The 23,641-nt window shown below is 69.5% G+C and carries 16 protein-coding genes; 7 read left to right on the forward strand and 9 right to left on the reverse strand.

Annotated elements, in window-relative coordinates; all coding sequences use genetic code 11:
* Positions 1-44: 44 nt before the first annotated feature.
* The 4 genes from K8625_RS28030 to K8625_RS28045 all read left to right on the forward strand — a co-directional run bounded on the left by K8625_RS28030 (position 45) and on the right by K8625_RS28045 (position 6,339).
* Positions 45-536 (forward strand): FKBP-type peptidyl-prolyl cis-trans isomerase, encoded by a 492-nt coding sequence (locus K8625_RS28030; RefSeq protein WP_223749948.1) that lies wholly within the window; start codon positions 45-47, stop codon positions 534-536.
* Positions 537-691: 155 nt separating this feature from the next.
* Positions 692-1,888, forward strand: a complete 1,197-nt coding sequence (locus K8625_RS28035; RefSeq protein ID WP_223749947.1) for a cyclic nucleotide-binding domain-containing protein — start codon at positions 692-694, stop codon at positions 1,886-1,888.
* Between the two features lie 467 nt (positions 1,889-2,355).
* The gene (gene fusA, locus K8625_RS28040) at positions 2,356-4,464 is read left to right on the forward strand and encodes an elongation factor G (RefSeq protein ID WP_223784419.1); all 2,109 of its coding nucleotides are present in this window, start codon (positions 2,356-2,358) and stop codon (positions 4,462-4,464) included.
* A gap of 390 nt (positions 4,465-4,854) precedes the next feature.
* Positions 4,855-6,339 carry a DEAD/DEAH box helicase gene (locus K8625_RS28045; RefSeq protein WP_223749945.1) on the forward strand — a complete coding sequence of 495 codons (1,485 nt, stop codon included), beginning with the start codon at positions 4,855-4,857 and terminating at the stop codon, positions 6,337-6,339.
* A 225-nt stretch (positions 6,340-6,564) separates the two neighbouring features.
* On the opposite strand, the gene K8625_RS28050 is transcribed toward K8625_RS28045, so the two are convergent.
* A complete protein-coding gene (locus tag K8625_RS28050) occupies positions 6,565-7,098 on the reverse strand; it encodes a pyridoxamine 5'-phosphate oxidase family protein (RefSeq protein WP_223784420.1) in 534 nt (177 codons plus the stop codon).
* Entirely contained in the window at positions 7,095-7,520 is a 426-nt protein-coding gene (locus K8625_RS28055) for a PaaI family thioesterase (RefSeq protein WP_223749943.1), read from the reverse strand. The genes K8625_RS28050 and K8625_RS28055 overlap by 4 nt, the downstream gene beginning before the upstream one ends.
* A 62-nt stretch (positions 7,521-7,582) precedes the next feature.
* Here K8625_RS28055 and K8625_RS28060 point away from each other — a divergent pair, with 62 nt between their 5' ends.
* Complete coding sequence (locus K8625_RS28060; protein WP_223749942.1) at positions 7,583-8,209, forward strand: TetR/AcrR family transcriptional regulator; 627 nt, start codon at positions 7,583-7,585, stop codon at positions 8,207-8,209.
* 18 nt (positions 8,210-8,227) lie between these two features.
* Here the strand turns inward: K8625_RS28060 and K8625_RS28065 are convergent, their stop codons facing one another.
* From K8625_RS28065 to K8625_RS28085, 5 genes are all read right to left on the reverse strand, one after another.
* Positions 8,228-8,545: a hypothetical protein gene (locus K8625_RS28065; protein ID WP_223784421.1), complete on the reverse strand. Its 318-nt coding sequence runs from the start codon at positions 8,543-8,545 to the stop codon at positions 8,228-8,230.
* Between the two features lie 58 nt (positions 8,546-8,603).
* Complete coding sequence (locus K8625_RS28070; protein WP_141325055.1) at positions 8,604-12,071, reverse strand: methylmalonyl-CoA mutase family protein; 3,468 nt, start codon at positions 12,069-12,071, stop codon at positions 8,604-8,606.
* Between the two features lie 75 nt (positions 12,072-12,146).
* A complete protein-coding gene (meaB, locus tag K8625_RS28075; RefSeq protein ID WP_223749941.1) occupies positions 12,147-13,130 on the reverse strand; it encodes a methylmalonyl Co-A mutase-associated GTPase MeaB in 984 nt (327 codons plus the stop codon).
* Positions 13,127-15,316, reverse strand: coding sequence for a methylmalonyl-CoA mutase (scpA, locus tag K8625_RS28080; RefSeq protein WP_223784422.1), 2,190 nt, complete (start codon positions 15,314-15,316; stop codon positions 13,127-13,129). Before scpA ends, meaB begins: the two co-directional genes overlap by 4 nt.
* Complete coding sequence (locus K8625_RS28085) at positions 15,316-17,178, reverse strand: methylmalonyl-CoA mutase family protein (RefSeq protein WP_223784423.1); 1,863 nt, start codon at positions 17,176-17,178, stop codon at positions 15,316-15,318. The genes scpA and K8625_RS28085 overlap by 1 nt, the downstream gene beginning before the upstream one ends.
* Before the next feature lie 239 nt (positions 17,179-17,417).
* Here K8625_RS28085 and K8625_RS28090 point away from each other — a divergent pair, with 239 nt between their 5' ends.
* Entirely contained in the window at positions 17,418-18,518 is a 1,101-nt protein-coding gene (locus K8625_RS28090; protein WP_223784424.1) for an ankyrin repeat domain-containing protein, read from the forward strand.
* A 58-nt stretch (positions 18,519-18,576) separates the two neighbouring features.
* The gene (locus K8625_RS28095) at positions 18,577-19,110 is read left to right on the forward strand and encodes a DUF2378 family protein (protein WP_223784425.1); all 534 of its coding nucleotides are present in this window, start codon (positions 18,577-18,579) and stop codon (positions 19,108-19,110) included.
* 21 nt (positions 19,111-19,131) lie between these two features.
* Here the strand turns inward: K8625_RS28095 and K8625_RS28100 are convergent, their stop codons facing one another.
* Together K8625_RS28100 and K8625_RS28105 are read right to left on the reverse strand one after the other, a co-directional pair.
* Positions 19,132-22,734: a M1 family aminopeptidase gene (locus K8625_RS28100; protein WP_223784426.1), complete on the reverse strand. Its 3,603-nt coding sequence runs from the start codon at positions 22,732-22,734 to the stop codon at positions 19,132-19,134.
* A gap of 1 nt (position 22,735) precedes the next feature.
* Positions 22,736-23,617, reverse strand: coding sequence for an ABC transporter ATP-binding protein (locus tag K8625_RS28105; RefSeq protein ID WP_223749935.1), 882 nt, complete (start codon positions 23,615-23,617; stop codon positions 22,736-22,738).
* Between the last annotated feature and the right edge of the window lie 24 nt (positions 23,618-23,641).

Here is a 23,641-nt window from a genome sequence, read left to right on the forward strand (position 1 = left end):
TCATCGCCGGCCTCGCGGCCCGCGCTCCTTTCCGAGGACCTCCAATGCTTCGTCGCTTCGTGCTGCTCTGTGCCCTGGTGCTCCCGCTGGTGGGGTGTGGAGATGACCCCAAGGAGCCCACGCCGCCGGTGGGCAACCCGGACGACGGTGATCCGACGAAGGTGACGTACGCGGCGAGCCTGAACGTGGACCTGGCGGCGATGACGCGCCTGGACAGCGGCCTGTTCCTCCTGGACCAGGAGGTGGGCACGGGCCCCGAGGCCGTCGCGGGCAGGCGCGTCCAGGTGCACTACACGGGCTGGTTTCCGGACGGCACGCGCTTCACGACCTCCGAGGGCGGGCCCGCGCTGGCCTTCGACCTGGGGGCGGGGTACGTCATCAAGGGGTGGGATCAGGGCATCGTGGGCATGCGCGTGGGGGGCAAGCGCCGCCTCATCCTCCCGTATGACCTGGCCTACGGCGCGGAGGGCAACCCGCCGAGGATTCCCCCCTACGCGGTGCTCATCTTCGACACGGAGCTCGTCTCGGTCCGCTGAAGGCCGCGCCTCGTCCTCGCGTCCACTTGACGGGCGCCCCGGAGGCTCCTCGGTGAAACAAGGGGTGATATAGCCGCCCCACGTCTGCCGGGGAGTCGGGTCGTCCGAGGAGGAGTCCCGACTTGGGGGTTTCATCCTCCGGCGAGGGGGACGCAATGTCGGGTTCCGAGTCGGAAGTGGTCGAGGGGAATGGGGAGAAGGCCGGGGCGGAGGGAACGCTCCAGGCGCTGCAGGCCCTGATGGGGCTGGAGTCCGCCGCGACGGCCGCCCGGCTCTATGAAGAGCTGAGCGCGGCCCAGCGCGAGCGGCTGCTGCGGGACGCGGCGCTGGCCCCCGCGCGAGAGCGCCAGCAACTGTCGGAGGTCCTGTCGTGGGCGCGTGACTTCGCGGGCGCCGCGCGGCTGTTGCAGGGCTGTGGCGAGGAGTCGCGGATGGCGGCGCTCTACGTCCAGGGCGGCCAGTACGTGGACGCGGCGGAAGCGTTCCTGCGCGCGGGCGAGCCGGAGCGCGCGGCCGCGGCCTTCGAGCGGGGTGGCGCGCTGGAGCGGGCCCTGGAGGTGTACCGGGGGCTCGGCTCGCGCGAGCAGGTGGCGCACTGCCTGGTCCGCCTGGGGCGTCCGCACGAGGGCGCGCTCCTGTACCGCGAGCTGGGCCAGCCCCACGCGGAGGTGGAGGCGCTGGGGTGCGTGCCCGCGGGGGACGCGCGCCACATCGAGTCGGTGCTGCGCATGTGCATGCTGCTGGACGCGGAGGGCTTCACGCGTCGGGCGCTGGCGCTGCTCGCGGACACGCTGCGCGCCTCGGAGACGGCGCGTGGAGACCCGGCGCTGGCCGCGGAGAAGGCGCGGCTGCTGCGCCGCATGGGCATGGACGCGGAGGCAGAGGCCGTCATCGCCCGGCTCCCCGCGCAGAGCTCGTCGCCGGAGGCCAACGGGTACAACTACCTCAAGGCCATCCCCATCTTCGGCGAGCTGTCGCTGGAGGACATGAAGGACCTCTACCGCGTGGCGCGTCAGGTCCTCATCCCGGCGGGCGCCGTCATGCTGGAGAAGGGCGCGGCGGGCGTGGGCCTCTTCGTGCTGCTGGAGGGCACCGTGGACGTCTACACCGGCACGGAGGACGACGCGCGCCGGCTCAACACGCTGGGGCCGGGGGCCTACCTGGGGGAGATCTCCCTGGTCCAGGACGCGCCCGTGTCGGCGCGGGTGAAGGCGCGCACGTCGGTGCGCGCGCTGCGCATCACCCGGGCGGGCTTCCAGCACTACCTGGACACGCACGAGGGCGCCGCGCTGCGCATCTTCCGGCTGTTCACGCAGAACCTCGCCGCGCGCGTGCGGGCCCTCAGCACCTGACGGCGCCCTCGCGGATGCCTTGCTCCTCGGGACGTTGCGCGTGCCCGCCTGGACGCGTGTATCAGGGGGGGCGAATTGACAATCACAGTCGTCTGCTTTATCTCAATCCCATCATGAGGCCCGTCTCCTTCACAGCCCTGCTGATGCGCGTCCCCGCGCCGGCGGCGGACGTGTGCCTTGCCCCCCGTCACGAGGTTCTGCTCGACATTTGAGCAGGCGGGCCGGAGTCCTTCCGGCGCGCGGGTTTGCTGGTTCCCGTGTGTCGTGAAGTCCGGTTCCGCCCTGGCTCGATGAGGGCCGTCGTGTGCCTTCGTTCCATGCGTCCCTGAGCGGGCTTTCACGCCCCTCCGGCGCGTCGCGCGTGGACGGGCACCTCGACGGCGCCTCGTCCGTCGTCCCTCACCAACCGGCTCCTCACTTCATCACCCCCCGCGGGCCTCGCTGCCCGACGGGAACGGGAGTCCTTCATGCCTCGCAGCACTCGCATCGAGCGGTATCGCAACATCGGCATCATGGCGCACATCGACGCGGGCAAGACGACGCTCACCGAGCGCGTCCTGTTCTTCACCGGTCGCATCCACTCCACGGGCGAGGTGCACGACGGCTCCACGGAGATGGACTGGCTGCCGCAGGAGAAGCAGCGCGGCATCACCATCACCTCCGCGGCCACCACCGCGTTCTGGTCTCCTCGCACGGGGCCCTCGGCGGGTTTGCCCCACCGCATCAACATCCTGGACACGCCGGGACACGTGGACTTCACCATCGAGGTGGAGCGCTCCCTGCGCGTGCTGGATGGCGCGGTGGCCGTGTTCGACGCGAGCCAGGGCGTGGAGCCCCAGTCCGAGGCCGTGTGGCGTCAGGCGGACCGCTACGGCGTCCCGCGCATCGCGTTCATCAACAAGATGGACAAGGTGGGCGCGGACTTCGTCATGAGCCTGGAGTCCATCCGGGAGCGGCTGGGCGCTCGCCCGGTGGCGGTGCAGTGGCCGCTCATGGGCGCGGGCGCTGAGTTCCAGGGGCTGGTGGACCTGGTCCGGATGAAGACGGTCCTCTTCGACGGCGACGGCGGTGAGTACCGCGATGGCATCCCCATTCCCGAGGAGGCGCGCGCGGAGGTGGAGCGCTGGCGGCTGCGGCTCATCGAGGCCGCGGCGGACCTGGACGACGCGGTGATGGAGAAGTTCGTGGACGGACGGCTGGAGGAGATTGGCGAGGCGGAGCTCGTGCGTGCGTTGCGCGCGGGGACGCTGTCGCGCGTGCTGGTGCCGGTGCTCGCCGGTGCGGCGTTCAAGAAGAAGGGAGTGCAGATGCTGCTGGACGCTGTCGTCGACTACCTGCCCGCGCCGTCGGACCTGCCGGCGGTGGAGGGCTCCGTGTACGGCACGGAGCAGCGGACCACGCGTGAGCCCGCGGACGACAGTCCTCCCGCCGCGCTGGCGTTCAAGATGATGAGTGACAAGAACGTGGGGAACATCGTCTTCCTGCGCGTGTACTCGGGCACGCTGCGCGCGGGCACCGTCCTGCTCAACTCCGCCACCGGCAAGCGGGAACGGGTGGGCCGGCTGATGTTCATGCATGCCAATCGCCGGGAGGAGGTGGAGGAGGTCCATGCGGGAGACATCGCCGCGGCGCTCGGCCTGAAGGGCGTGCGCACCGGAGACACGCTGAGCGACGTGGAGGCCCCCGTGGTGCTCGAGTCGCTCGGCTTCCCGGAGCCCGTGGTGCACCTGGCCGTGGAGGCGAAGTCACCGGCGGAGCTGCCGAAGCTGGAGGAGGGCCTGCATCGTCTGGCGGCGGAGGATCCGTCGCTGCGCGTGGGCGTGGACCCGGAGAGTGGCCAGGTGCTGCTGTCCGGAATGGGTGAGCTTCACCTGGAGGTCGTCGTGGACCGCTTGAGGACGGAGTACGGCGTGGAGGCGCGCGTGGGACAGCCCAAGGTGGCCTACCGCGACACGCTCCAGCGCGCGGTGCGCCAGGAGTACCGCCACGTCCGTCAATCGGGCGGGCCGGGTCAGTATGCGTACGTGGTGCTGGACGTGGCTCCGGCGGCGCGGGGCGCGGGGCTCGTGTTCGTGGACGACACGAAGGGTGGCTCCATCCCGAGGGAGCTGGTGCCGGCCATCCAGAAGGGCGTGGCGGGGGCCATGGAGAAGGGCGTGCGCGACGGCGTGGCGCTCGTGGACGTGGAGGTCCGGCTGGTGGATGGAGACACGCACGTGCGTGACTCCACACCCCAGGCATTCTCCACGGCCGGCTCCCTGGCGCTGCAGGAGGCGGTGAGGGCCGCTGGCGTGCGGGTGCTCGAGCCCGTGATGGCGGTGGAGGTGACGACGCCCGAGGCGTACCTGGGCGACGTGCTGGGTGACCTCGCCGCGCGGCGGGGCAGGGTGTTGGGGATGGAGGAGCGGGGCAACGCGCGAGTCGTCTCTGCGCGCGTCCCCATGGCCAGCCTCTTCGGCTACGTGACGAGCCTGCGTGGTCGGACTCAAGGCAGGGCCCAGGCGAGCATGCGCCTGGGTGAGTACGAGCCTCTGCCGGACGCGCTCCAGCCGTCCTTGGCCGTGACTCACGCATGATGCAGGAGGCCCCGGGGCTCGTATCGGCCCGGGGTCTCGTTGTTTTCGAGCGCGAGCGATTTCTCTTGCTTGAACGTGGGTACAAGCCGCGAGCCTTCTCGTCAGACAGGAGACCAGGCGGGCGTCCTGGCCCCCCCGAGGGGAGTGGCGCAAAACGTACACCCCGCCGTTGATTCCGCGGGACTTTGGCCCGGGGAGCGGGCAGGGTCTCGCGCCAAGACGTCGGAATGGGTGGGTCAGCCTCCCTGTTCCCTGACGTTCCCCGAGTGGTCCGGACCCAGTGAGGTCCGGCCGCGCACCGCCAGGCGCCTCCGGCATGGGTCGGAAGAGCGCGCTGCGCGGGCTTGCTCACCACCGCAAGGCGGTGAGCTCACTGTTTCCCAGGAAGACATGACTTTCGACGAACTGCAGCTTCACGACACCCTCCTGCGCGCGGTCAAGGCGGAGGGCTACACCACCCCCACGCCCATCCAGGCGAAGGCGATTCCCCACGCATTGCTGGGCAAGGACGTCCTCGGCGTGGCGCAGACGGGCACGGGGAAGACGGCGGCGTTCGCGCTGCCCATCCTCCAGCGGCTGTCCGCGAAGGCGCCCGCGGGCGGGCACCGACCGATTCGTTGCCTGGTGCTCACCCCGACGCGCGAGCTCGCCGGTCAGGTGGGCGAGAGCTTCATGACGTACGGCAAGAACCTGCCGCTCAAGCACGCGGTCATCTTCGGCGGCGTGGGGCAGGCGGCGCAGGTGCAGTCACTCCAGCGGGGCCTGGACGTGCTGGTGGCGACGCCGGGCCGTCTGTTGGATTTGATGGACCAGGGCTACGTGTCCCTGCGCTCGCTCGAGGTGTTCGTGCTCGACGAGGCGGACCGCATGCTGGACATGGGGTTCATCCACGACGTGCGCAAGGTCATCAAGGCGCTGCCGGCGAAGCGTCAGACGCTGTTCTTCAGCGCGACGATGCCGCCCGAGATCGTGGACCTGTCGCGCAACCTGCTGACGGACCCGGTGCGCGTGGAGGTGACGCCTGTCTCCAGCACCGCGGAGACGGTGGCGCAGCAGGTGTACTTCGTGGAGCGCGAGCAGAAGCGCGGCCTGCTGACGCACCTGCTGAAGGACGGAAAGATCTCGCGGGCGCTGGTCTTCACGCGCACCAAGCACGGCGCGAACCGCGTGGCCAAGCAGCTCGAGGGCTCGGGTGTGACGGCCGCGGCGATTCACGGCAACAAGAGCCAGAACGCGCGTGAGCGCGCGCTGGACGAGTTCCGCTCCGGGACGCTGCGCGTGTTGGTGGCCACGGACATCGCGGCGCGCGGCATCGACATCGACGGGCTGAGCTTCGTCGTCAACTACGACCTGCCGAACGTGCCGGAGCAGTACGTGCACCGCATCGGCCGCACGGGCCGGGCGGGTGCGACGGGCACCGCGGTGTCCTTCTGCGACGGTGAGGAGCGCGCGTTCCTGCGCGACATCGAGCGGACCATCCGGCGCAGCGTGCCGGTGGTGGAGGACCATCCGTACCGCTCGGGCATGGCGCCGCCGCGTCCGGGGGCCTCGGCCACGGTGGAGGCGCCGGTGTCGCGCGGTCCGAATCCTGGCGCGCAGGCGCGAGGCGGGCAGGGCGGCGGTGGTGGCCGCGGTGGCAACGCGCCCGGTGGTGCCTCGCGTCGTCGTCGGGGTGGCCGCGGTGGCGGCGGTGGCCAGGGTCGGTCCGAGGGCGGCAATCGCTCGGCGCGTCCGGGTGGCTCGGGTCCGAACCGTGGCAATGCGCAGGCGCCGCGTGGACCGGGTGGCTCCTCGCCCAGGCCCGCGGCCTCCGCGGGGCCGTCGAAGCCCGCTGACGCGCCTCCCGCGCGTCGCGAAGCGCCGAAGTGGCTGTGAGGTAGTGGCTCCGTGGCATCCGTGACTCCTTCCTGAGAGGCGACGGGTGCCGCGTGGAACGTCGCCTCCCGCGTCATCGCGCTGGAGGCGCCTCCCTCGTGCAACGGTGCGAGCGCTCGTGGCGCTATCGCCTTCGAGCCTCGACGCTGAGCCTGGGTGCGGCACGGACTCACGCTTGAGTCCGCGCGCAGGGCTCGGCGGTTGTCGGGTTCGGGCCGGACCTGCCTACTCGAGGGGGGCCGTCATCCCGCCGAGGTGAACGGGCTCGATTCGTTCGACCGCGAAGTCGCGGACGAACTCGAGTCGGCCCCACAGCAGGTCATGCCCCTTCATCCATCGGATCGCGCTCACCCGTCTCGCGAAGCGCTGCTGCTCCTCGTTCGTGGCGCGACGGGGCGACCCGAGGACGCGGCCGACGAGTCGCACGGCGGGCACCCGCGCGAAGTGTCCCCTGAACAGCGAGCGGAGCCAGAACCCCCTGCCGCTGTCCACGGCGAGGATGCTCAGCCGCGCATCGCGCGCGAGATTCCTCGAGAGCCGTCGGGTGAAGACCTCGAAGAACACCCCACGGCCAGGTTCACCCAGCAGCACGGAGCCGATGGGCGTGACATGGGGTGCTCCATCCTCATCGACGGTCGCGATGGAGAAGTGGAGCGAGCTGGCGAAGGCCCGCGAGAACAGCTGGCGCGTTCGCGTCCACTGCTCCCCGATATCCCGGGGCAGGGTGGTGCCGAGGTCAGCAGGTGCCAGGGCGCTCATGACTCCTTGCTGCTCCCCATCACGACGATGGTGCCCTGCGCCACGGCGACCAGCGTCTCCCCCTGGTCGTCCACCGCGAAGATCTCGCACTGGCACACCGACTGTCGTCGTCCCGTGTGCACCGCGCGTGCCCTGGCGACGAGCTGATGGCCGAGCGCCGGCCGCACGTAGTTGATCTTGAACTCCGACGTGATGATGGGCACGTCGAGCATCGCGGTGCCACCGGCGAACGTGAGCGCGTTGTCGGCCAGGTAGCTCAGGACGCCGCCGTGCGCGAAGCCATACTGCTGGCGCAGCTCCGGGCGCATGGGCAGTTCGAGCTCCACCTCGCCCTTCGTCAACCGCGTCAGCCGGGTCCCCATCAGGTTGCTGAAGCCCTGCCTGGCGAGGAGCTGCTGCCCAATCTCCATGAGTGAGTCCACGGTGCCCTCCCGGGCCGATTAGAACATCGTTCTAGAATGATGTTCTAATGTAGGGTGCGGCCATGCGCAACCCGGGTCACCGGAGAGAAGAGGTCCTCAAGGCGGCGCTCGAGTGCTTCCTGGAGCGAGGCGTGGAGGGCACGACGATGGCGGCCATCCGAGAGCGCTCCGGGGCCAGCACGGGGAGCATCTACCACCTGTTCGAGAGCAAGGAGGCCATCGCGGCCGCCCTCTACCTGGAGGTGCTCGGCGAGTACCAGACGGGCCTCTTGAAGGAACTGGAGCAGCATCCCGGCGCGCGCGAGGGCATCGAGGCGCTGGTGCGCCACCACCTGGACTGGTCCCTGTCGCGTCCCGACGCCGCCCGCTTCCTGGTGGAGGCTCGAAGTGGAGCCGCCGTCACCGCGGCGGAGACGCGCATCCGCGAACAGAACAAGGGCTTCTTCCGTCAGCTCAAGGACTGGTGGCAGGGCCACGTCCGCGACGGCACGTTCGACGAGATGCCCTTCGAGCTCTTCCTCGCCATCCTCCGGGGACCGGCGCAGGAGATGCTCCGGGAGTGGCTCGCTGGCAGGACGAAGACCGACCCGCGCACCGCGATACCCGTCCTGGCCCGTGCGGCCTGGCAGTCCGTCGAAAAGCGCCCCACGAGCGCACGGAAGGGTGGGGCGACACCGCGACGACCTTGAGTCACGCGGCTCCGAGCCTCAAGGCCCGGAGGTCCGCGGATGAATCCGGGCCACCCGTCCGAGCACATCGGAGCGCCGTGCCCACCCGTTGAGCCTCCCCAGCGCGTTGCCAATCAAGACGCGCTCGGGCGTGGCGTCCTTGACCAGGTGGAGCAGCGCGCCGCCCTTCCAGCGCACGAAGACGACATCTCCCGCGCGCACCTCCAACGGATTCACCGGAGCCAGCGTCACGGGCTGGTTGTCCTCGATGACTCCGCGCATCGAGCCACCCCTGGGGCGTACGGTGATGTCCTTGCCTTGTGTCAGCGCCTGAAGTGCGTCCGTCATCCATCCCATGTCACGTCTCCTCGAGAAGTTCCTCGAGGAGACGTGGGGCGCTCAGCGCGCTGACAGACTACATGTTCCGCCGGTACTGCCCGCCGACCTCGTACAGGGCGCGGGAGATCTGCCCCAGCGTGCAGACCTTACAGGCGTCCATCAGCGCGGCGAAGATGTTGCCGTTGTCGAGCGCCGCGCGCTTCACGGCCTCCAGCGCGGCCGGAGCCACGTCCGCGTTGCGCTTCCAGAACGCGTCGCGCGAGGTGATGGAGTAGTCCTTCTCCTCCTTCGTCGCGCGAATCACCTCCGGCGGCGTCACGGTGGGCGAGCCCTTCGGGTCCAGGAATGTGTTCACCCCGATGATGGGCAGCGAGCCGTCGTGCTTCAGCGTCTCGTAGTACAGCGACTCCTCTTGAATCTTCGAGCGCTGGTACATGCGCTCCATCGCGCCCAGCACGCCGCCGCGCTCGGAGATGGCGCGGAACTCGGTGAGCACCGCGGCCTCCACCAGGTCCGTCAGCTCCTCGACGATGAACGAGCCCTGGTTGGGGTTCTCGTTCTTCGACAGGCCGAACTCCTTGTTGATGATGAGCTGGATGGCCAGCGCGCGCCGCACGCTCTCCTCGGTGGGCGTGGTGATGGCCTCGTCGTAGGCGTTGGTGTGCAGCGAGTTGCAGTTGTCGTTCAACGCCAGCAGCGCCTGCAGCGTGGTGCGGATGTCGTTGAAGGCGATCTCCTGCGCGTGCAGGGAACGGCCCGACGTCTGGATGTGGTACTTCAGCTTCTGCGAGCGATCATTGCCGCCGTACTTGTCGCGGATGGCCTTGGCCCAGATGCGACGCGCCACGCGGCCGAGCACCGTGTACTCGGGGTCCATCCCGTTCGAGAAGAAGAACGAGAGGTTGGGCGCGAAGTCGTCGATGTCCATCCCGCGCGACAGGTAGTACTCGACGAAGGTGAAGCCATTGGCCAGCGTGAAGGCCAGCTGGGAGATGGGGTTCGCCCCGGCCTCCGCGATGTGGTAGCCGGAGATGGACACCGAGTAGAAGTTCCGCACCTTCTTGTCGGTGAAGTACTGCTGGATGTCGCCCATCAGCCGCAGCGCGAACTCCGTGGAGAAGATGCAGGTGTTCTGCGCCTGGTCCTCCTTCAGGATGTCCGCCTGCACCGTGCCACGCACCTGCTGGAGCGTGGACGCGCGGATCTTCTCGTACACCTCGCGCGGCAGCACCTCGTCGCCAGACACGCCGAGCAGCAAGAGCCCCAGCCCGTCATTTCCCTGCGGCAGCTCACCCTGGTAGCGCGGACGCGGCACGCCACGCTTCTGGTAGAGCGCGTCGATCTTCTGCTCGACCTCCTCCACCTTGTTGTTGGCGCGGATCCACTTCTCGCACTGCTGGTCCACCGCCGCGTTCAGGAAGAACCCGAGCAGCATCGGCGCGGGGCCGTTGATGGTCATCGACACCGACGTCGTCGGGTCCGCCAGGTCGAAGCCCGAGTAGAGCTTCTTCGCGTCGTCGACGTTGGCGATGGACACGCCCGAGTTGCCGACCTTGCCGTAGATGTCCGGCCGGTGGTCCGGGTCCTCGCCGTACAGGGTCACCGAGTCGAACGCCGTGGACAGGCGCTTGGCCGGCAGTCCGCGCGACACGTAGTGGAAGCGCTTGTTGGTGCGCTCCGGGCCGCCCTCGCCGGCGAACATGCGCGCCGGGTCCTCGCCCTCGCGCTTGAGCGGGAAGACGCCCGCGGTGAACGGGAACGCTCCGGGCGCGTTCTCCCGCAACAGCCACATCAGGATGTCACCCCAGTCCTCGTAGCGGGGCAGGGCGATCTTCGGGATGCGCAGGTGCGACAGCGACTCGGTGAACAGGTCCAGCTCGATGACCTTGTCGCGCACCTGGTACTGGTACTTGGACGCCGCGTAGCGCCGCTTCGTCGCGGGCCACTCGCTCAGGAGCCGGCGGCAATCCGGGTCCAGCCGCGACTCCAGGTCCTTGTACAGCTCCACCAGCTCGCTCAGGTACGCGGGCTCGCCCTCGACGCGCTCGGTGACGTGCACCACGTCGGACGCGTCCTTCGGCTCGACGATCTCCAGCCGCTTCTTGCCGACGTTCTGCCGCAGCGCCTCGATGGTGCCGTGGAGCTGGTACATCCGCCGGGCGATGGCCGCCTGCGCGCGGGCGAAGGCATCGTACGCCTCACACGTCTCGACGATCTCCGCGAGGTAGCGGGTGCGCTCGGGCGGGATGATCCACTTCTTCTCGCTCATGCCCGGCGTCTGGGCCAGGTGCGACTGGAGCGGGGCGCCCGTCTTCTTCACCACCGCGTCCATGATGGCGCGGTAGAGCTGGTTCATCCCCGGGTCGTTGAACTGCGACGCGATGGTGCCGTGCACGGGCACCGCGTCATCCGCCGTGGTGAAGGCGTTGTGGTTGCGCTTCCACTGCTTGCGCACGTCGCGCAGCGCGTCCAGCGAGCCGCGCTTGTCGAACTTGTTGATGGCGATGACGTCCGCGAAGTCGAGCATGTCGATCTTCTCGAGCTGCGTCGCCGCGCCGTACTCGGCCGTCATCACGTAGAGCGACACGTCCGAGTGCTCGGTGATTTCGGTGTCGGACTGACCGATGCCGGAGGTCTCCACCACGATGAGGTCGAAGCCCGCGGCCTTGCACACCTCGATGGAGTCGCCCACGTGCTTGGACAGCGCGAGGTTGCTCTGCCGCGTCGCCATGGAGCGCATGTACACGCGCGGGTTGTCGATGGCGTTCATCCGGATGCGGTCGCCGAGCAGCGCGCCGCCCGACTTGCGCTTCGACGGGTCCACCGACAGCACCGCCAGCGTCTTGTCCGGGAAGTCCGCCAGGAAGCGCCGCACCAGCTCGTCGACGAGGCTGGACTTGCCCGCGCCGCCAGTGCCGGTGATGCCCAGCACGGGCACGCGCGGCTGCTTCGAGCTGAGCTTCGTCATCGCGTCGCGGAGCTGGTCTCCCACCGACGCGAAGTTCTCCGCGATGGTGATGAGCGAGGCGATCTTCATCGGCTCGCGCACCGGCATCGCCGCCGCCGTCGGCGCGAAGTCCGCCGGGCGCTTCTCGAAGTCACACTCCTGGATGAGGTGGTCGATCATCCCCTGCAGGCCCATGGCCCGCCCGTCATCCGGGGAGTAGATGCGCGTGACACCGTACGCGTGGAGCTCCTCGATCTCCGTCGGCAGGATGGTGCCACCGCCACCGCCGAAGACCTTGATGTTCGCCCCGCGCTGCTTCAGCAGGTCGATCATGTACTTGAAGAACTCGACGTGACCGCCCTGGTACGAGGTGATCGCGATGCCCTGCGCGTCCTCCTGGATGGCGCAGTCGACGATCTCCGCGACCGAGCGGTTGTGTCCCAGGTGGATGATTTCGGCGCCCGAGGCCTGCATCAGGCGGCGCATGACGTTGATGGCCGCGTCGTGCCCGTCGAACAGGGAGGCGGCCGTCACGATTCGCACGTGGAATCGCGGCTTGTAGGGCCCGGGGACCGGGGTCAACTGGACGTTTCGCACGGCGCGTACAGTAGGAGCGCGGTGGATGTCGGGCAAGCGATTGAAGCGGGGCCCGCCGGGGCTCGACGCGGACTGTCAAGCCCTCGATGTCGGGAGGAAGGATTCCAGCACCCGCAGTGCGGCGGACGTCGGCGTGGCGCGTCCCTCGCGGACCTCCGCCTCCAGCACCGGCACCAGGGCGGCCACCGTGGGGTTCGCATGCAGGGCCGCTCGCAGACCGTCCTGCACCATGGACCACATCCAGCCCACCTGCTGCGCGCGCCGTCGCTGCTCCAGTGTCCCGGAGGCCACGCGCTTGCCCACCTGCGCCTCCAGCGCTTCCCACAGCTTGCCGATGCCCTGGCCCTCCAGCGCGCTGCACGTGGTGACCACGGGCTCGTTGCCCGGACGCATCAGGTGGAGCGCGGCGCGCAGCTCGGAGCGGGCCCGCTCGGCCCTCGGCAGGTTGTCGCCGTCCGCCTTGTTGATGGCGAGCATGTCCGCCACCTCGAGGATGCCGCGCTTGATGCCCTGCAGCTCGTCGCCCGCGCCCGCGAGCATCAGCACCAGGTAGAAGTCCACCATGTCGGCGACCACCGTCTCCGACTGGCCCACGCCCACCGTCTCCACCAGCACCACGTCGAAGCCCGCCGCCTCGCACAACAGCAGCGTCTCCCGCGTCTTGCGCGCGACCCCGCCCAGCGTGCCGCTGGACGGACTGGGGCGGATGTACGCGGCCGCCTCGCGCGACAGCCGGGCCATGCGCGTCTTGTCGCCCAGGATGCTGCCGCCGGAGATGGTGCTCGACGGGTCGATGGCGAGCACCGCCACGCGCCGTCCCGCCCCCACCAGGTGCATCCCCAGCGCGTCGATGAAGGTGCTCTTGCCCACGCCGGGCACACCGCTGATACCGATGCGCCGGCTGCCGCCCGTGAAGGGGAGCAGCCGGGTGAGGACCTCCTGCGCGAGCGCCTGGTGGCGCGGATGTCCGCTCTCCACCAGGGTGATGGCGCGCGCGAGCACGGAGCGGTCCGCCGAGCGGACGCCGTCCACGTAGGCGTCCACCGTCAGCTGCTTCACGCCTCCTCCTGCGCCGCCGTCAGCTTCTCCAGCAGCTCCAGGGCCGCCTTCGAGATGACCGTGCCGGGGCCGAAGATGGCGGCGGCGCCCGCGGCGCGCAGCTCGTCGTAGTCCTGCGCGGGGATGACGCCGCCCACGACGACCATGATGTCCTCGCGGCCCAGCTCGCTCAGCGCGCGCTTGAGCTGCGGCACCAGCGTCAGGTGTCCGGCCGCCAGCGAGCTGGCCCCCACCACGTGCACGTCGTTCTCCACGGCCTGGCGCGCGGACTCCTCGGGCGTCTGGAACAGCGGGCCGATGTCCACGTCGAAGCCCAGGTCCGCGAACGCGGTGGCGATGACCTTCTGTCCTCGGTCATGCCCGTCCTGGCCCATCTTGGCGATGAGGATGCGAGGCCGGCGGCCGAAGCGCGCGAGGAACGCGTCCGCCGCGGCGCGGGCCTCGGTGATGCCCTGGGCGTCCTTGCCCGCTTCGCTCGAGTACACGCCGGACACACTCCTCACCGTGGCTTCGTAGCGCCCGAAGACCTTCTCGAGCGCGTCGCTGATCTCTCCCACCGTCGCCTTCGCGCGCGCCGCGTCGATGGCGAGCGCCAGGAGATTCCCCTCGTTGCGCCGGCCCGCCTCGGTGAGCGCCTCCAGCTTGCGGCGAACGTCGTCCGCGTTGCGCTCCGCGCGCAGTTCCTTGAGCCGGGCGATCTGCGCCTCGCGCACCGCGGAGTTGTCCACCTTGAGGATCTCGATGTTGTCGGGACGCTCGGGCGGGTACTTGTTCACGCCGATGATGGCCTGACGGCCGGAGTCGATGCGCGCCTGCGTGCGGGCCGCGGCCTCCTCGATGCGCAGCTTGGGCAGCCCCGCCTCGATGGCCTTCGTCATGCCGCCCAGCGCCTCGACCTCCTGGATGTGTCCCCACGCTTTCTGCGCCAGCTCGTGCGTGAGCCGCTCCACGTAGTAGCTGCCGCCCCACGGGTCGATGACGCGCGTGGTGCCGCTCTCCAACTGGAGATACAGCTGCGTGTTGCGGGCGATGCGCGCGCTGAAGTCCGTGGGGAGGGCGATGGCCTCGTCGAGCGAGTTGGTGTGCAGGCTCTGCGTGTGGCCCTGCGTCGCGGCCATGGCCTCCACGCACGTGCGCACCACGTTGTTGAACACGTCCTGCGCGGTGAGGCTCCAGCCGGAGGTCTGCGAGTGGGTGCGCAGCGCCAGGCTCTTGTCGCTCTTGGGGCTGAAGCCCTTGATGAGCCGGGCCCAGATCATCCGGGCCGCGCGCATCTTCGCCACCTCCATGAAGAAGTTCATGCCGATGGCCCAGAAGAACGACAGGCGCGGCGCGAACGCGTCCACGCCCAGTCCCGCCGCGAGCCCCGCGCGCACGTACTCCACACCGTCCGCCAGGGTGTAGCCGAGCTCCAGGTCCTGCGTCGCTCCGGCCTCCTGCATGTGGTAGCCGCTGATGCTGATGCTGTTGAATCGCGGCATCTTCTCCGCGGTGAAGCGGAAGATGTCGCCGATGATGCGCATCGACGGGCCCGGCGGGTAGATGTACGTGTTGCGGACCATGAACTCCTTGAGGATGTCGTTCTGGATGGTCCCGCTGAGCTGCTCCGGCTTGACGCCCTGCTCCTCGGCCGCCACCACGTAGAGCGCGAGGATGGGCAGCACCGCGCCGTTCATCGTCATCGACACGCTCATCTGGTCGAGCGGGATGCGGTCGAACAGGATGCGCATGTCCTTGATGGAGTCGATGGCCACGCCCGCCATGCCCACGTCACCGGCGACGCGCGGATGGTCGCTGTCGTAGCCCCGGTGCGTGGCCAGGTCGAAGGCGATGGACAAACCCTTCTGTCCGGCCGCGAGGTTGCGGCGGTAGAAGGCGTTGGACGCCTCGGCCGTGGAGAAGCCCGCGTACTGGCGCACCGTCCACGGCTGCTGCACGTACATGGTGGAGTAGGGGCCGCGCACGAAGGGCGGCAGGCCCGGCAGCGAGCCCAGGTGCTCGACGTCCGCCAGGTCCTCGGGCGTGTACACCGCCTTGACGGGGATGCCCTCGGGCGTGTCCCAGTGCTCGGCGTCCTTCAGCGTGGCGCGGGCCTTCTCGCGCTGCGCCTCGAGCGCGGCGGCGGTCGGCTGGGTCTCCGGCGCATCGAAGGCGATGCCGGAGAAGTTCGGGACGTGGGGACTCATCAGGCCACTCCGAGCTGCGCGTGCAGCGAGTTCAGGAGCGCGAACAGGTCCGCTCCCGCGAAGATGAACAGGTCCACGCCGGCCGCGCGGAAGGCGGCTTCGTGCTCACCAGGGCGTCCCGCCACCGCCACCGTGCGCGCGCCCTTCGCCTTCAGCGCCGCCGTCAGCGCGGGCACCCACTCGGGATACATCGCGTCCGGACCGGAGATGACCGCGAGCGTCGCGCCCGACTCGGCGAAGGCCGTCACCACCGCCGCCGGGTCCGCGAAGCCGTGCTTCTCCTTCGACTCGATGCCGCCGGCCGCCAGCGCGTTGACCACCCACGTGGAGCGCGCCGTGTGCTCGGCCACCGTGCCCAGGCTCGCCAGGAACGCGGTGGGCCGCTGTCCGTGGGCCGCGACGTACCGGTCGCTCGCGTCACGCAAGGACTCGAAGGGCTCCGCGATGCGCGTGGGCTTCAGTCCCTCGCTGCTCGCGACGGTGCTCCGTGTCCGGGCCTCGCGGCGCACGGGCGCCTCGCCCAGGAAGGGGAACTCGCTCACGCCCACGATGGGCTGCTTGCGGCTGCGCACGGCCTTCTCACGCGCGGCCCGCGTCTCCGCGAGCACCTTCGCGATGTCGCCCTGGGCCAGCGCCTTCTCCAGGCCGCCGAGCGATTCGATGCGCTGCAGCTCCGTCCACGCCGCGCGCGCCAGCTCCGAGGTGAGCTGCTCCAGGTAGTAGCTGCCGCCCGCGGGGTCCGCGACGCGGTTGAGGCTCGACTCGTCGCGCAGGATGAGCTGCGTGTTGCGCGCGAGCCTGCGCGCGCCCTCGTCCGGCGTGCCGAGCGGCTCGTCGAACGGGGAGGTGCTGACACTGTCCGCGCCCGCGACCACGGCGGCGAAGGACTCGGCCGTGGCGCGCAGGATGTTCACCCACGGGTCTCTCTGCGTCTTCGTGCCGATGGCGGTGCGCGCGTGCAGCCGCATCGCCTGCGCCTCGGGCGGGCCACCCGACGCGGCCACGACCTTGGCCCACAACAGCCGCGCGGCGCGCAGCTTGGCGATCTCCGGGAAGAACTGGCCGCCGACGGACAGCGCGAACTGCACCGAGCGCGCCGCCACGTCCACCGCCACGCCCGCGCGCTCCATTCCGCGCAGGTACTCCACACCCGTGGCCATGGCCCACGCCAGCTCGTGCACCGACGTGGCCCCCGCGTCCGCGTAGGCCCGCGTCGACACCAGCAGCACCCGCAGCTCCGGCGCGCTCTGGGCCCGCGACGTGACGAGCGGCGCGGCCTCCGCGAGCACCGCCGCCACGCCCTCCGGCAGCGCGCCGGTGCGAGCGAGGATGCCCAAGGGGTCGATGCCCAGCGAGCCGCTCGGCTTGACGCCCGCCTTGTCGGCCACGGTCATCAGCAGGGACGCCGTGGTGAGCGGCGCCGAGTCCGGCTCCAGGTGCACGGGAGTCCGGTCCAGCGGCACGTGGGCCAGCAGTCGGGCCAGCGTGGCCTCGTCCTTCACCGGGATGCCATGGGCCTCGCCCAGGCAGAGCCAGACACCCTGGGTGCCTCGCTCCAGGTCCGTGCGGAGGGCCTCGGCGGCGAGGGTGACGTCCGGCTCGGAGTACTCCTGGCACAGCAGCCAGCCGCCCTCGGTGTGGCCCAGAGGCTGGGTGCCCCGGACGTAGGGGGCGACGCCTGGCGGCTGCGGCGCGGCCGTGTCCGCCTGCGCGTAGAGGGGCTGGAGCGCCAGTCCACCTTCCAGCGGCGACTGGAGCACCGTGAAGGGCTTGCCCTTCAGGTCCTTGTCCACCAGCCGGCGCCACTCCTCGAGAGTGCGGGCCGGGAACTCGGCGGCGATGTGAAGAGGCACCTGCGACATGCTGTGTCCTCGCGGGGGGGATGTGGCCGATGACAGGGCGGCCGTCCCCGTCCCATAGGCGCAAAAACGCGCCCGTTCAATGGCGGTGAGCGGGGGAGGGCCTTGTTGGCATCGCCCCGGCCGCCGGGGTGTCAACAAGCCGGGAGTCATGGGCCGGTGGGGCTCCGGGCGGGCAGGGGTTGCTTTCACCCGCGAGGCGCGAGAATGCTGCCCCAGACGATCCACCGGGTACGCGCGCCATGACGGAACAACAGTACGAGTTGCTGAAGCTCATCAGGAAGGTCCAGAGCCACAACTTCATCGAGGACCACATCCGGCCCTGGGACCCGGCTGACTACGAGCGGCGACTGGCGAAGGAGCAGGCGGAGAACGAGGTCACGCTCGAGGAGATCCGTCAGGTGCTCGCCTCGGGGCTGAGCCTGGACTTCGCGGACCAGAATCACCACACGCCGCTCCTGACCGCCGTCACGCAGAACAACGTGGCGCTCATCCAACTGCTCATGGCCCACGGCGCGGACATTCGCGTGGCCCATGGCAACGAGATGCCGCTGCACCGCGCGGCGGAGTTCGGCGCGGACCGCGTCGTGCGCTTCATCATCGAGCAGGGCGTGGACCCGCGGACCCCTTCACCGTTCGGCAGCAGCGCGCTGCGCATCGCCCGGAGCTCGCGTCACAGCCGCGGTGTCCCGGCCATGCTGGTGCAACTGCTGCTGCCCACCAAGGACCAGCGCCCGCCGCCGCCCAAGAAGCTCAAGGGTCTCTCCGAGGAGAAGGTGATGAAGTACCTCTCCAGCGAGCCGCCCGCGGGTGTCGGCGCAGCGTCCTGGGAGATGCTCCGCGGCATCATGGAAGCTGTCTTCGTGGAGGCCCACGCCGTCTCGCTGGAGGAACTCTACGCGGGTATCGAGGACCGCTCCTCCATGAACCCCGACCTGGTCTTCGCCGCCATCGGCCTCATCCAGGCCGTCAGCGCCGAGGCGCCCAAGAACAAGTCGGTGAAGAAGCTCTCCAAGGACTCCCATGCCCACCACGGAGACCTGGAGCTCAACGGTCCGCTCACCGTGAAGTCGCTCCTGGTGACGGGCAACCTGACGGTGAAGGGCAAGGCCGCCAACCCTGTCGGAGCCTCGCTGTTCGTCGGGGGCTCCTTCCAGTGCGAGAGCTTCCACACCGAGGGGCCCGTCATCATCGGCGGCGACCTGGACGCCTCCCTCGTCGAGGCGAGGAACAACGACTACGCGCTCGAGGTCCGGGGCACCCTGCGCACCCCGAAGCTCGTGGTGAAACAGCATGTCGTCAAGGCGGGGCATTTCGAGGTCCAGGAGCGCGTTGACTCCTAGTGCTTGAACCAACGCGTCATGACCGGATGATGCGATTGCCCCTAGGGTGACGGCCCGAATGCCGACTGAAGTCAAAGTCCAGTCCACGTTGTTCGAGTCGCTGATTCGCTGCATGAACCCCGACTCGGCCCAGCGCGCCGAGCTCCTCGCGGCGGGCTACGACGTGGACCGGCCTCGCGCCACCTATCCCGCGTCCGTGTTCGCCGCGTGTCAGGCGGTGGCGCTGCGCACGACGTACGCGGGGCTCGCGCCGAAGGCCGCTCAGCGAGAGCTGGGGCGAGACCTGGTCCGCAAGTACTTCGACACGCTGGTGGGCCGCGTGGTGGGCATGGCGCTGAAGGTGGCGGGACCCGAGCGGGCGATGAAGCGCGTGGCGCTCAGCTTCAGCTCGGTGATGGAGCCGGTGGACATCACGGTGGAGAACCTGGGTCCGCAGGTCTGGCGCGCGAAGTTCCGCGGCTACGTCTTCCCCGCCGAGGCCGCCGCGGGCACGTGTGAGGTCGCGCTGAAGCAGGCAGGCGCCTCCACGGCCACCGTGGAGGTGGAGCGCTACGAGGGCTCCGAGGGCTTCGACCTGCGTCTTCGCTGGTGAAGCCCCCGGGGCACTCCGGGCTCAGGGCTGGGGCGTGCCCAGCGCCACGGCCGCGCCCTCCGTGGGCTCCGTCACGTTGTCCTGTGACGTGCGGTCGATGAGCTTGTTGAGCGGATCGATACCGACCTCCACGGGCTTCACCGGCACCGTGAAGCTCAGCTCGGATTCACCCGGGCCCACCTGGCGCTTCTCCAGGAACACCGCGTTGCCGTCCTCGTCGAGTGCGCCCACGTCCACCCAGTCGGAGAACTTCAGCTCCGTCTGCTCGCCCTTGTCGTCACTGCGGTACTTCTTCGCGAGGACCTTGAGCGTGACGTCCCAGCCGCCCTGCGCGTTCTGGCGCATCGTCGCGGACACCGCCCGGTTGTCGTAGAGGGTGATGGTCTCGAAGAGGTCCTCCAGCAGGTACTGGTACTCTGGCGGCGTCTCCTCGCGCAGGAAGCCGATGAGCTCCGCGGAGCCCGTGTACGGAGGCCCCTGGAAGCGGACCTTCTCCACGTAGCGCTTCAACGCGCGGTTGACGCGCTCCTCGCCGATGAAGTCCTGCAGCGCGTACATGGCGAGGCTGCCCTTCTGGTAGTGGATGTACGGCTGGTTCTCCACCCGCGACAGGGGCACCTCCTTCTTGCGCTCCATCGCGCGGCCCATCAGGTAGCTGTCCAGCTCGAACTTGAGGAAGCGCTTCATCTTCGTCGCGCCGAAGCGGTGCTTCATCACCATCAGCGCGGCGTACTGCGCCATCGTCTCCGACGTCATCGTGGCGCCCTGCGCGCGCCCGCCCACCACCTGGTGCGCCCACCACTGATGGGCGATCTCATGCGCGGTGATGTAGTACGGGTAGTCGACGTCGTCCGGGCTGCCGTCGCGCACGCGGGCGATGAAGCCCACCGCCTCCGAGTACGGAATCGTGTTGGGGAACGACTGCGCGAAGCTCCCGTAGCGGGGGAACTCCAGGATGCGCGCCTGGCGGTGCTGGTACGGCCCGAAGTTCTCCGAGCAGTACGCCAGCGCGTCCTTCATGCCGCGCATCATCCGGTCCAGCACGTACGTGTGCGTGGGGTGGTGGTAGATCTCCAGCGCCACGCCCTTCCACGTGTCGCGCATCACCTCGTAGCGCGCGGACAGCACCGAGTAGAACTTCAGGATGGGCTGGTCCATCTTGTAGCGGAAGAAGCGCCGGTCCCCCACGGTCCACTCCTTCTCCAGGTAGCCCGGGGCGATGGCGATCTGGTCCGGCGACGTGCTCACCGTGGCCTGGAAGGAGACGAAGTCCGCGTCGGGCGTGATGTAGTTGTTCGCCAGCGCCTTCGGGTCATCCCGGTCCGGCAGCCGCTCCTTGGGCGCGAGCCCGTACTCCTTGCGGTCCTTGTCCTCGGACAGCTCCGAGTCCTCCTGGTAGCCGAGCGTCGGCAGGTTGCCGCTGTTGAAGAAGGTGCCGTTGCTCACGATGTCCGTGCGCGCTGCCCCGTGCTTCAGGCGCTTCGCGTGGAACTCCAGGTCGAAGACCAGCTCCGCCTCCGCGCCCGGGGCCAGCGGCGTGGGCAGCTCCAGGACGAACAGGCCCAGCTCCCGGTCCGTGGGCTCCGTGCGCTCGGCGCCCGCGAGGCTCAGCTTGCGCACGCGCACGTCGGTGGGCATGTCGAGCAGCACCTTGGCGATGGGCTCCTGCGTCTTGTTGCGCAGCCGGTAGGTGCCGAGCGCCTCCAGCCGCTGCTCCTCCGGATGGATGTGGAACGTCACGTCCACGTCCGTCACGCGCGGGTGGGGCAGGGCGAGGAAGGACTTGTACTCCTTCTCGTAGCGGGCCCGCGCGCGCTCCATGTCCTTCTCGGTGACGAACGGGTTGACCACGCGGGTCTGGTACGTGATGAAGCCGCCCAGCCCCAGGAACGCCAGCAGCGCCACGCTGGCGCCGGCCGTCCACGCCCAGCTCTGTCGGGCCCGCGCCTCGCGCAGCCGCTCCTTCCACCGCGTGGTGCGTCCCCGCACGATGAGCAGGTAGCCCACCGCGACGAGCAGCACCGCGAGCGCGTACCAGTACAGGCGGAACCACACGAGGTTGGACACGAAGTGGCCGTAGCCGTTCATGTCCGAGTACAGCACGCCCGTGTCCGAGCCGTAGCGCACCAGCCGGTCCTCCACGCCGAACAGGCCCAGCGCGGCCTGCGAGGCGAAGTGGATGACCATGACCAGGTACGCCAGGTACTTCTGGTGGATGAGCACCTGCGCGAAGAAGGCCAGCACGCACAGGAGCACCTCGTGCGTGAAGTCCACCAGGACGATGTCCGTGAAGTACAGGCCCCACTCGATCTGGAAGAAGCCCCGGCTCACCTGCGTGATGAGCACCGCGAGCGCGACCACCACCTTGAGCGAGAGCACCACGAGCAGCAGCGCGCCGAGCTTGGACGCATAGCCCACCCACGTCGGGGCCCGCGTCGCGTCCACGATGTCGCCCAGGCCCGCGTCGCGCTCCTTCCACACCAGCTCACCGGCGTAGAAGGTGAGGGTGATGAGCACGAAGGGCTTGAAGGTGCCCGTCGCCACCTCCAGCGCCTGCCACGTCACGGGCCACGTCGAGGTGCCGTAGAGCTGCTTGGACACCAGCGCGCCCAGCGTGACGAAGATGAGCCCCGCCACCACGAAGGACCAGTACACCGGCGAGCGCAGCACGTCCCGGAAGGCCAGCCACGCGGACGCCGCGGCGGTGCGCGCCCAACTGCCAAAGGTCGGCGCGGCCCGAGTGGTGGGGATGCCCACGGGCGCCTGGGGCGGCTCCTCCGCCTTCGCCGCGCGGCCACCGCGGTGCTCCTCCACCTCGGGCCGGAAGCGCAGCACCGTGAGGCCCAACAGCAGCGCGCCCACGGTGGACCACAACAGCCGGTTGACGAGCAGCACCCCGCTGAACGGAATCAGGTCGCGGTTGCGCTCGGCGGGGGTCCAGTAGCGCGTCACGTTGTCGACGGTGATGAACCCGAACGGGTCCAGGATGGAGCCCAGCGGCCGGTTGGCCACGTCGGACATGGCGGAGCTGAGCGCCAGGTAGCCCAGCACCAGCACGACGACGCCCACGTACACGGGGGCCATGCGGCGCGTGAGGGCGGCCAGTGAGAAGAACACCGTGCCCGCGAAGAACAGCGTGGGCCACACGCCCACCACGTACGGCCACAGGTAGGCGAGGGACTGGTGGGGCGCCAGCTGGGTCTTGTCGATGAGCCACACGACGCCGGCGCCCACCAGCAGGCCCGGGATGATGGACAACATCAGCACCGCGCTGAAGACGAACGCGCCGAGGAAGCGGCCCAGCAGATACGGCACCTTCTTCACGTTCTTCGTGAAGATGAGCATCCACGTGCCGTGGCCGAAGTCCTGGTATGCGGCCTGGCCGAAGACGGCCGCCACCATGAGGAGGGCGAACAGGCCCAGCACGGTGATGAAGTTGAAGAGCGTGTACGGGCTGTTGGCCAGCACGCGCTCGGCGCCGGAGCTGGCGCTGATGTTCCTGAAGACGCCGCCGGTCGCCAGCATCAACAACAGGCCGGCGCCGGCGAGCACCGCCGCGTACACCCAGGTCGAGATCATCTTGACCCGGCGACGCAGCTCGAAGGTCACGAGTGCGCTGAACATGTCACGCCGCCTTCGACGCGCCGGACAGCGCGTGGAAGTAGACGTCCTCCAGGTCGGGGCTCGCCGCCTCGAAGCCCTCGGGCGCGCTCGGGGCGTGCACGTGCACCAGCCGCTGGCCCGCCACGCGCCGCACGGCGATGACCTCCATCTGCTTCGACAGCGCGTCGAGCTCCTCCTGGCTCGTGACGAAGCGCTTCCACACCCGGCCTCGCAGCTGGTCCACCAGCTTCAGCGGGTGGCCGCTCGCCACCACGCGGCCCTGCGCCAGCACGGCCATGTCCTGACAGAGGTCCGCCACGTCCGACACGATGTGCGTGGACAGCAGCACCACCACGTCCGAGCTGATCTCCGCCAGCAGGTTGTGGAAGCGGAAGCGCTCGGCGGGGTCCAGGCCCGCGGTGGGCTCGTCGACGATGAGCAGCTTGGGGTCTCCGAGCAGCGCCTGGGCGATGCCGAAGCGCTGCTTCATGCCGCCGGAGAAGCCGCCGAGCCTGCGGTCGCGGTGCTCCCACAGGTTCACCTTGGTGAGCAGCGCCTTCACCGCGTCGTGGCGCGCGCGCCGCTGGGCCAGGCCCTTGAGCTGCGCCAGGTGGTCCAGCATGTCCCAGGCCGTCACCTTCGGGTATACGCCGAAGTCCTGCGGCAGGAAGCCGAGCACGTCGCGCAGCCGGTCCTTGTCACGTCGCACGTCGATGCCGTCGAAGGTCATCGTCCCACCGTCCACGTCCTGCAGCGTGGCGATGGAGCGCATGAGCGTCGACTTTCCAGCGCCGTTGGGCCCCAGCAGCCCGAACATCCCGCGCGGGATGGTGAGGGTGACGTCGTTCAACGCACGCGTACCGTTGGGGTACGTCTTGGACACGCCTTCGAGTCGGAGCTCCATGTCGGGCATCAACCTAGCCCATCC

This window comes from Myxococcus sp. AS-1-15 (assembly GCF_020037055.1).
GTDB lineage: Bacteria > Myxococcota > Myxococcia > Myxococcales > Myxococcaceae > Myxococcus > Myxococcus fulvus.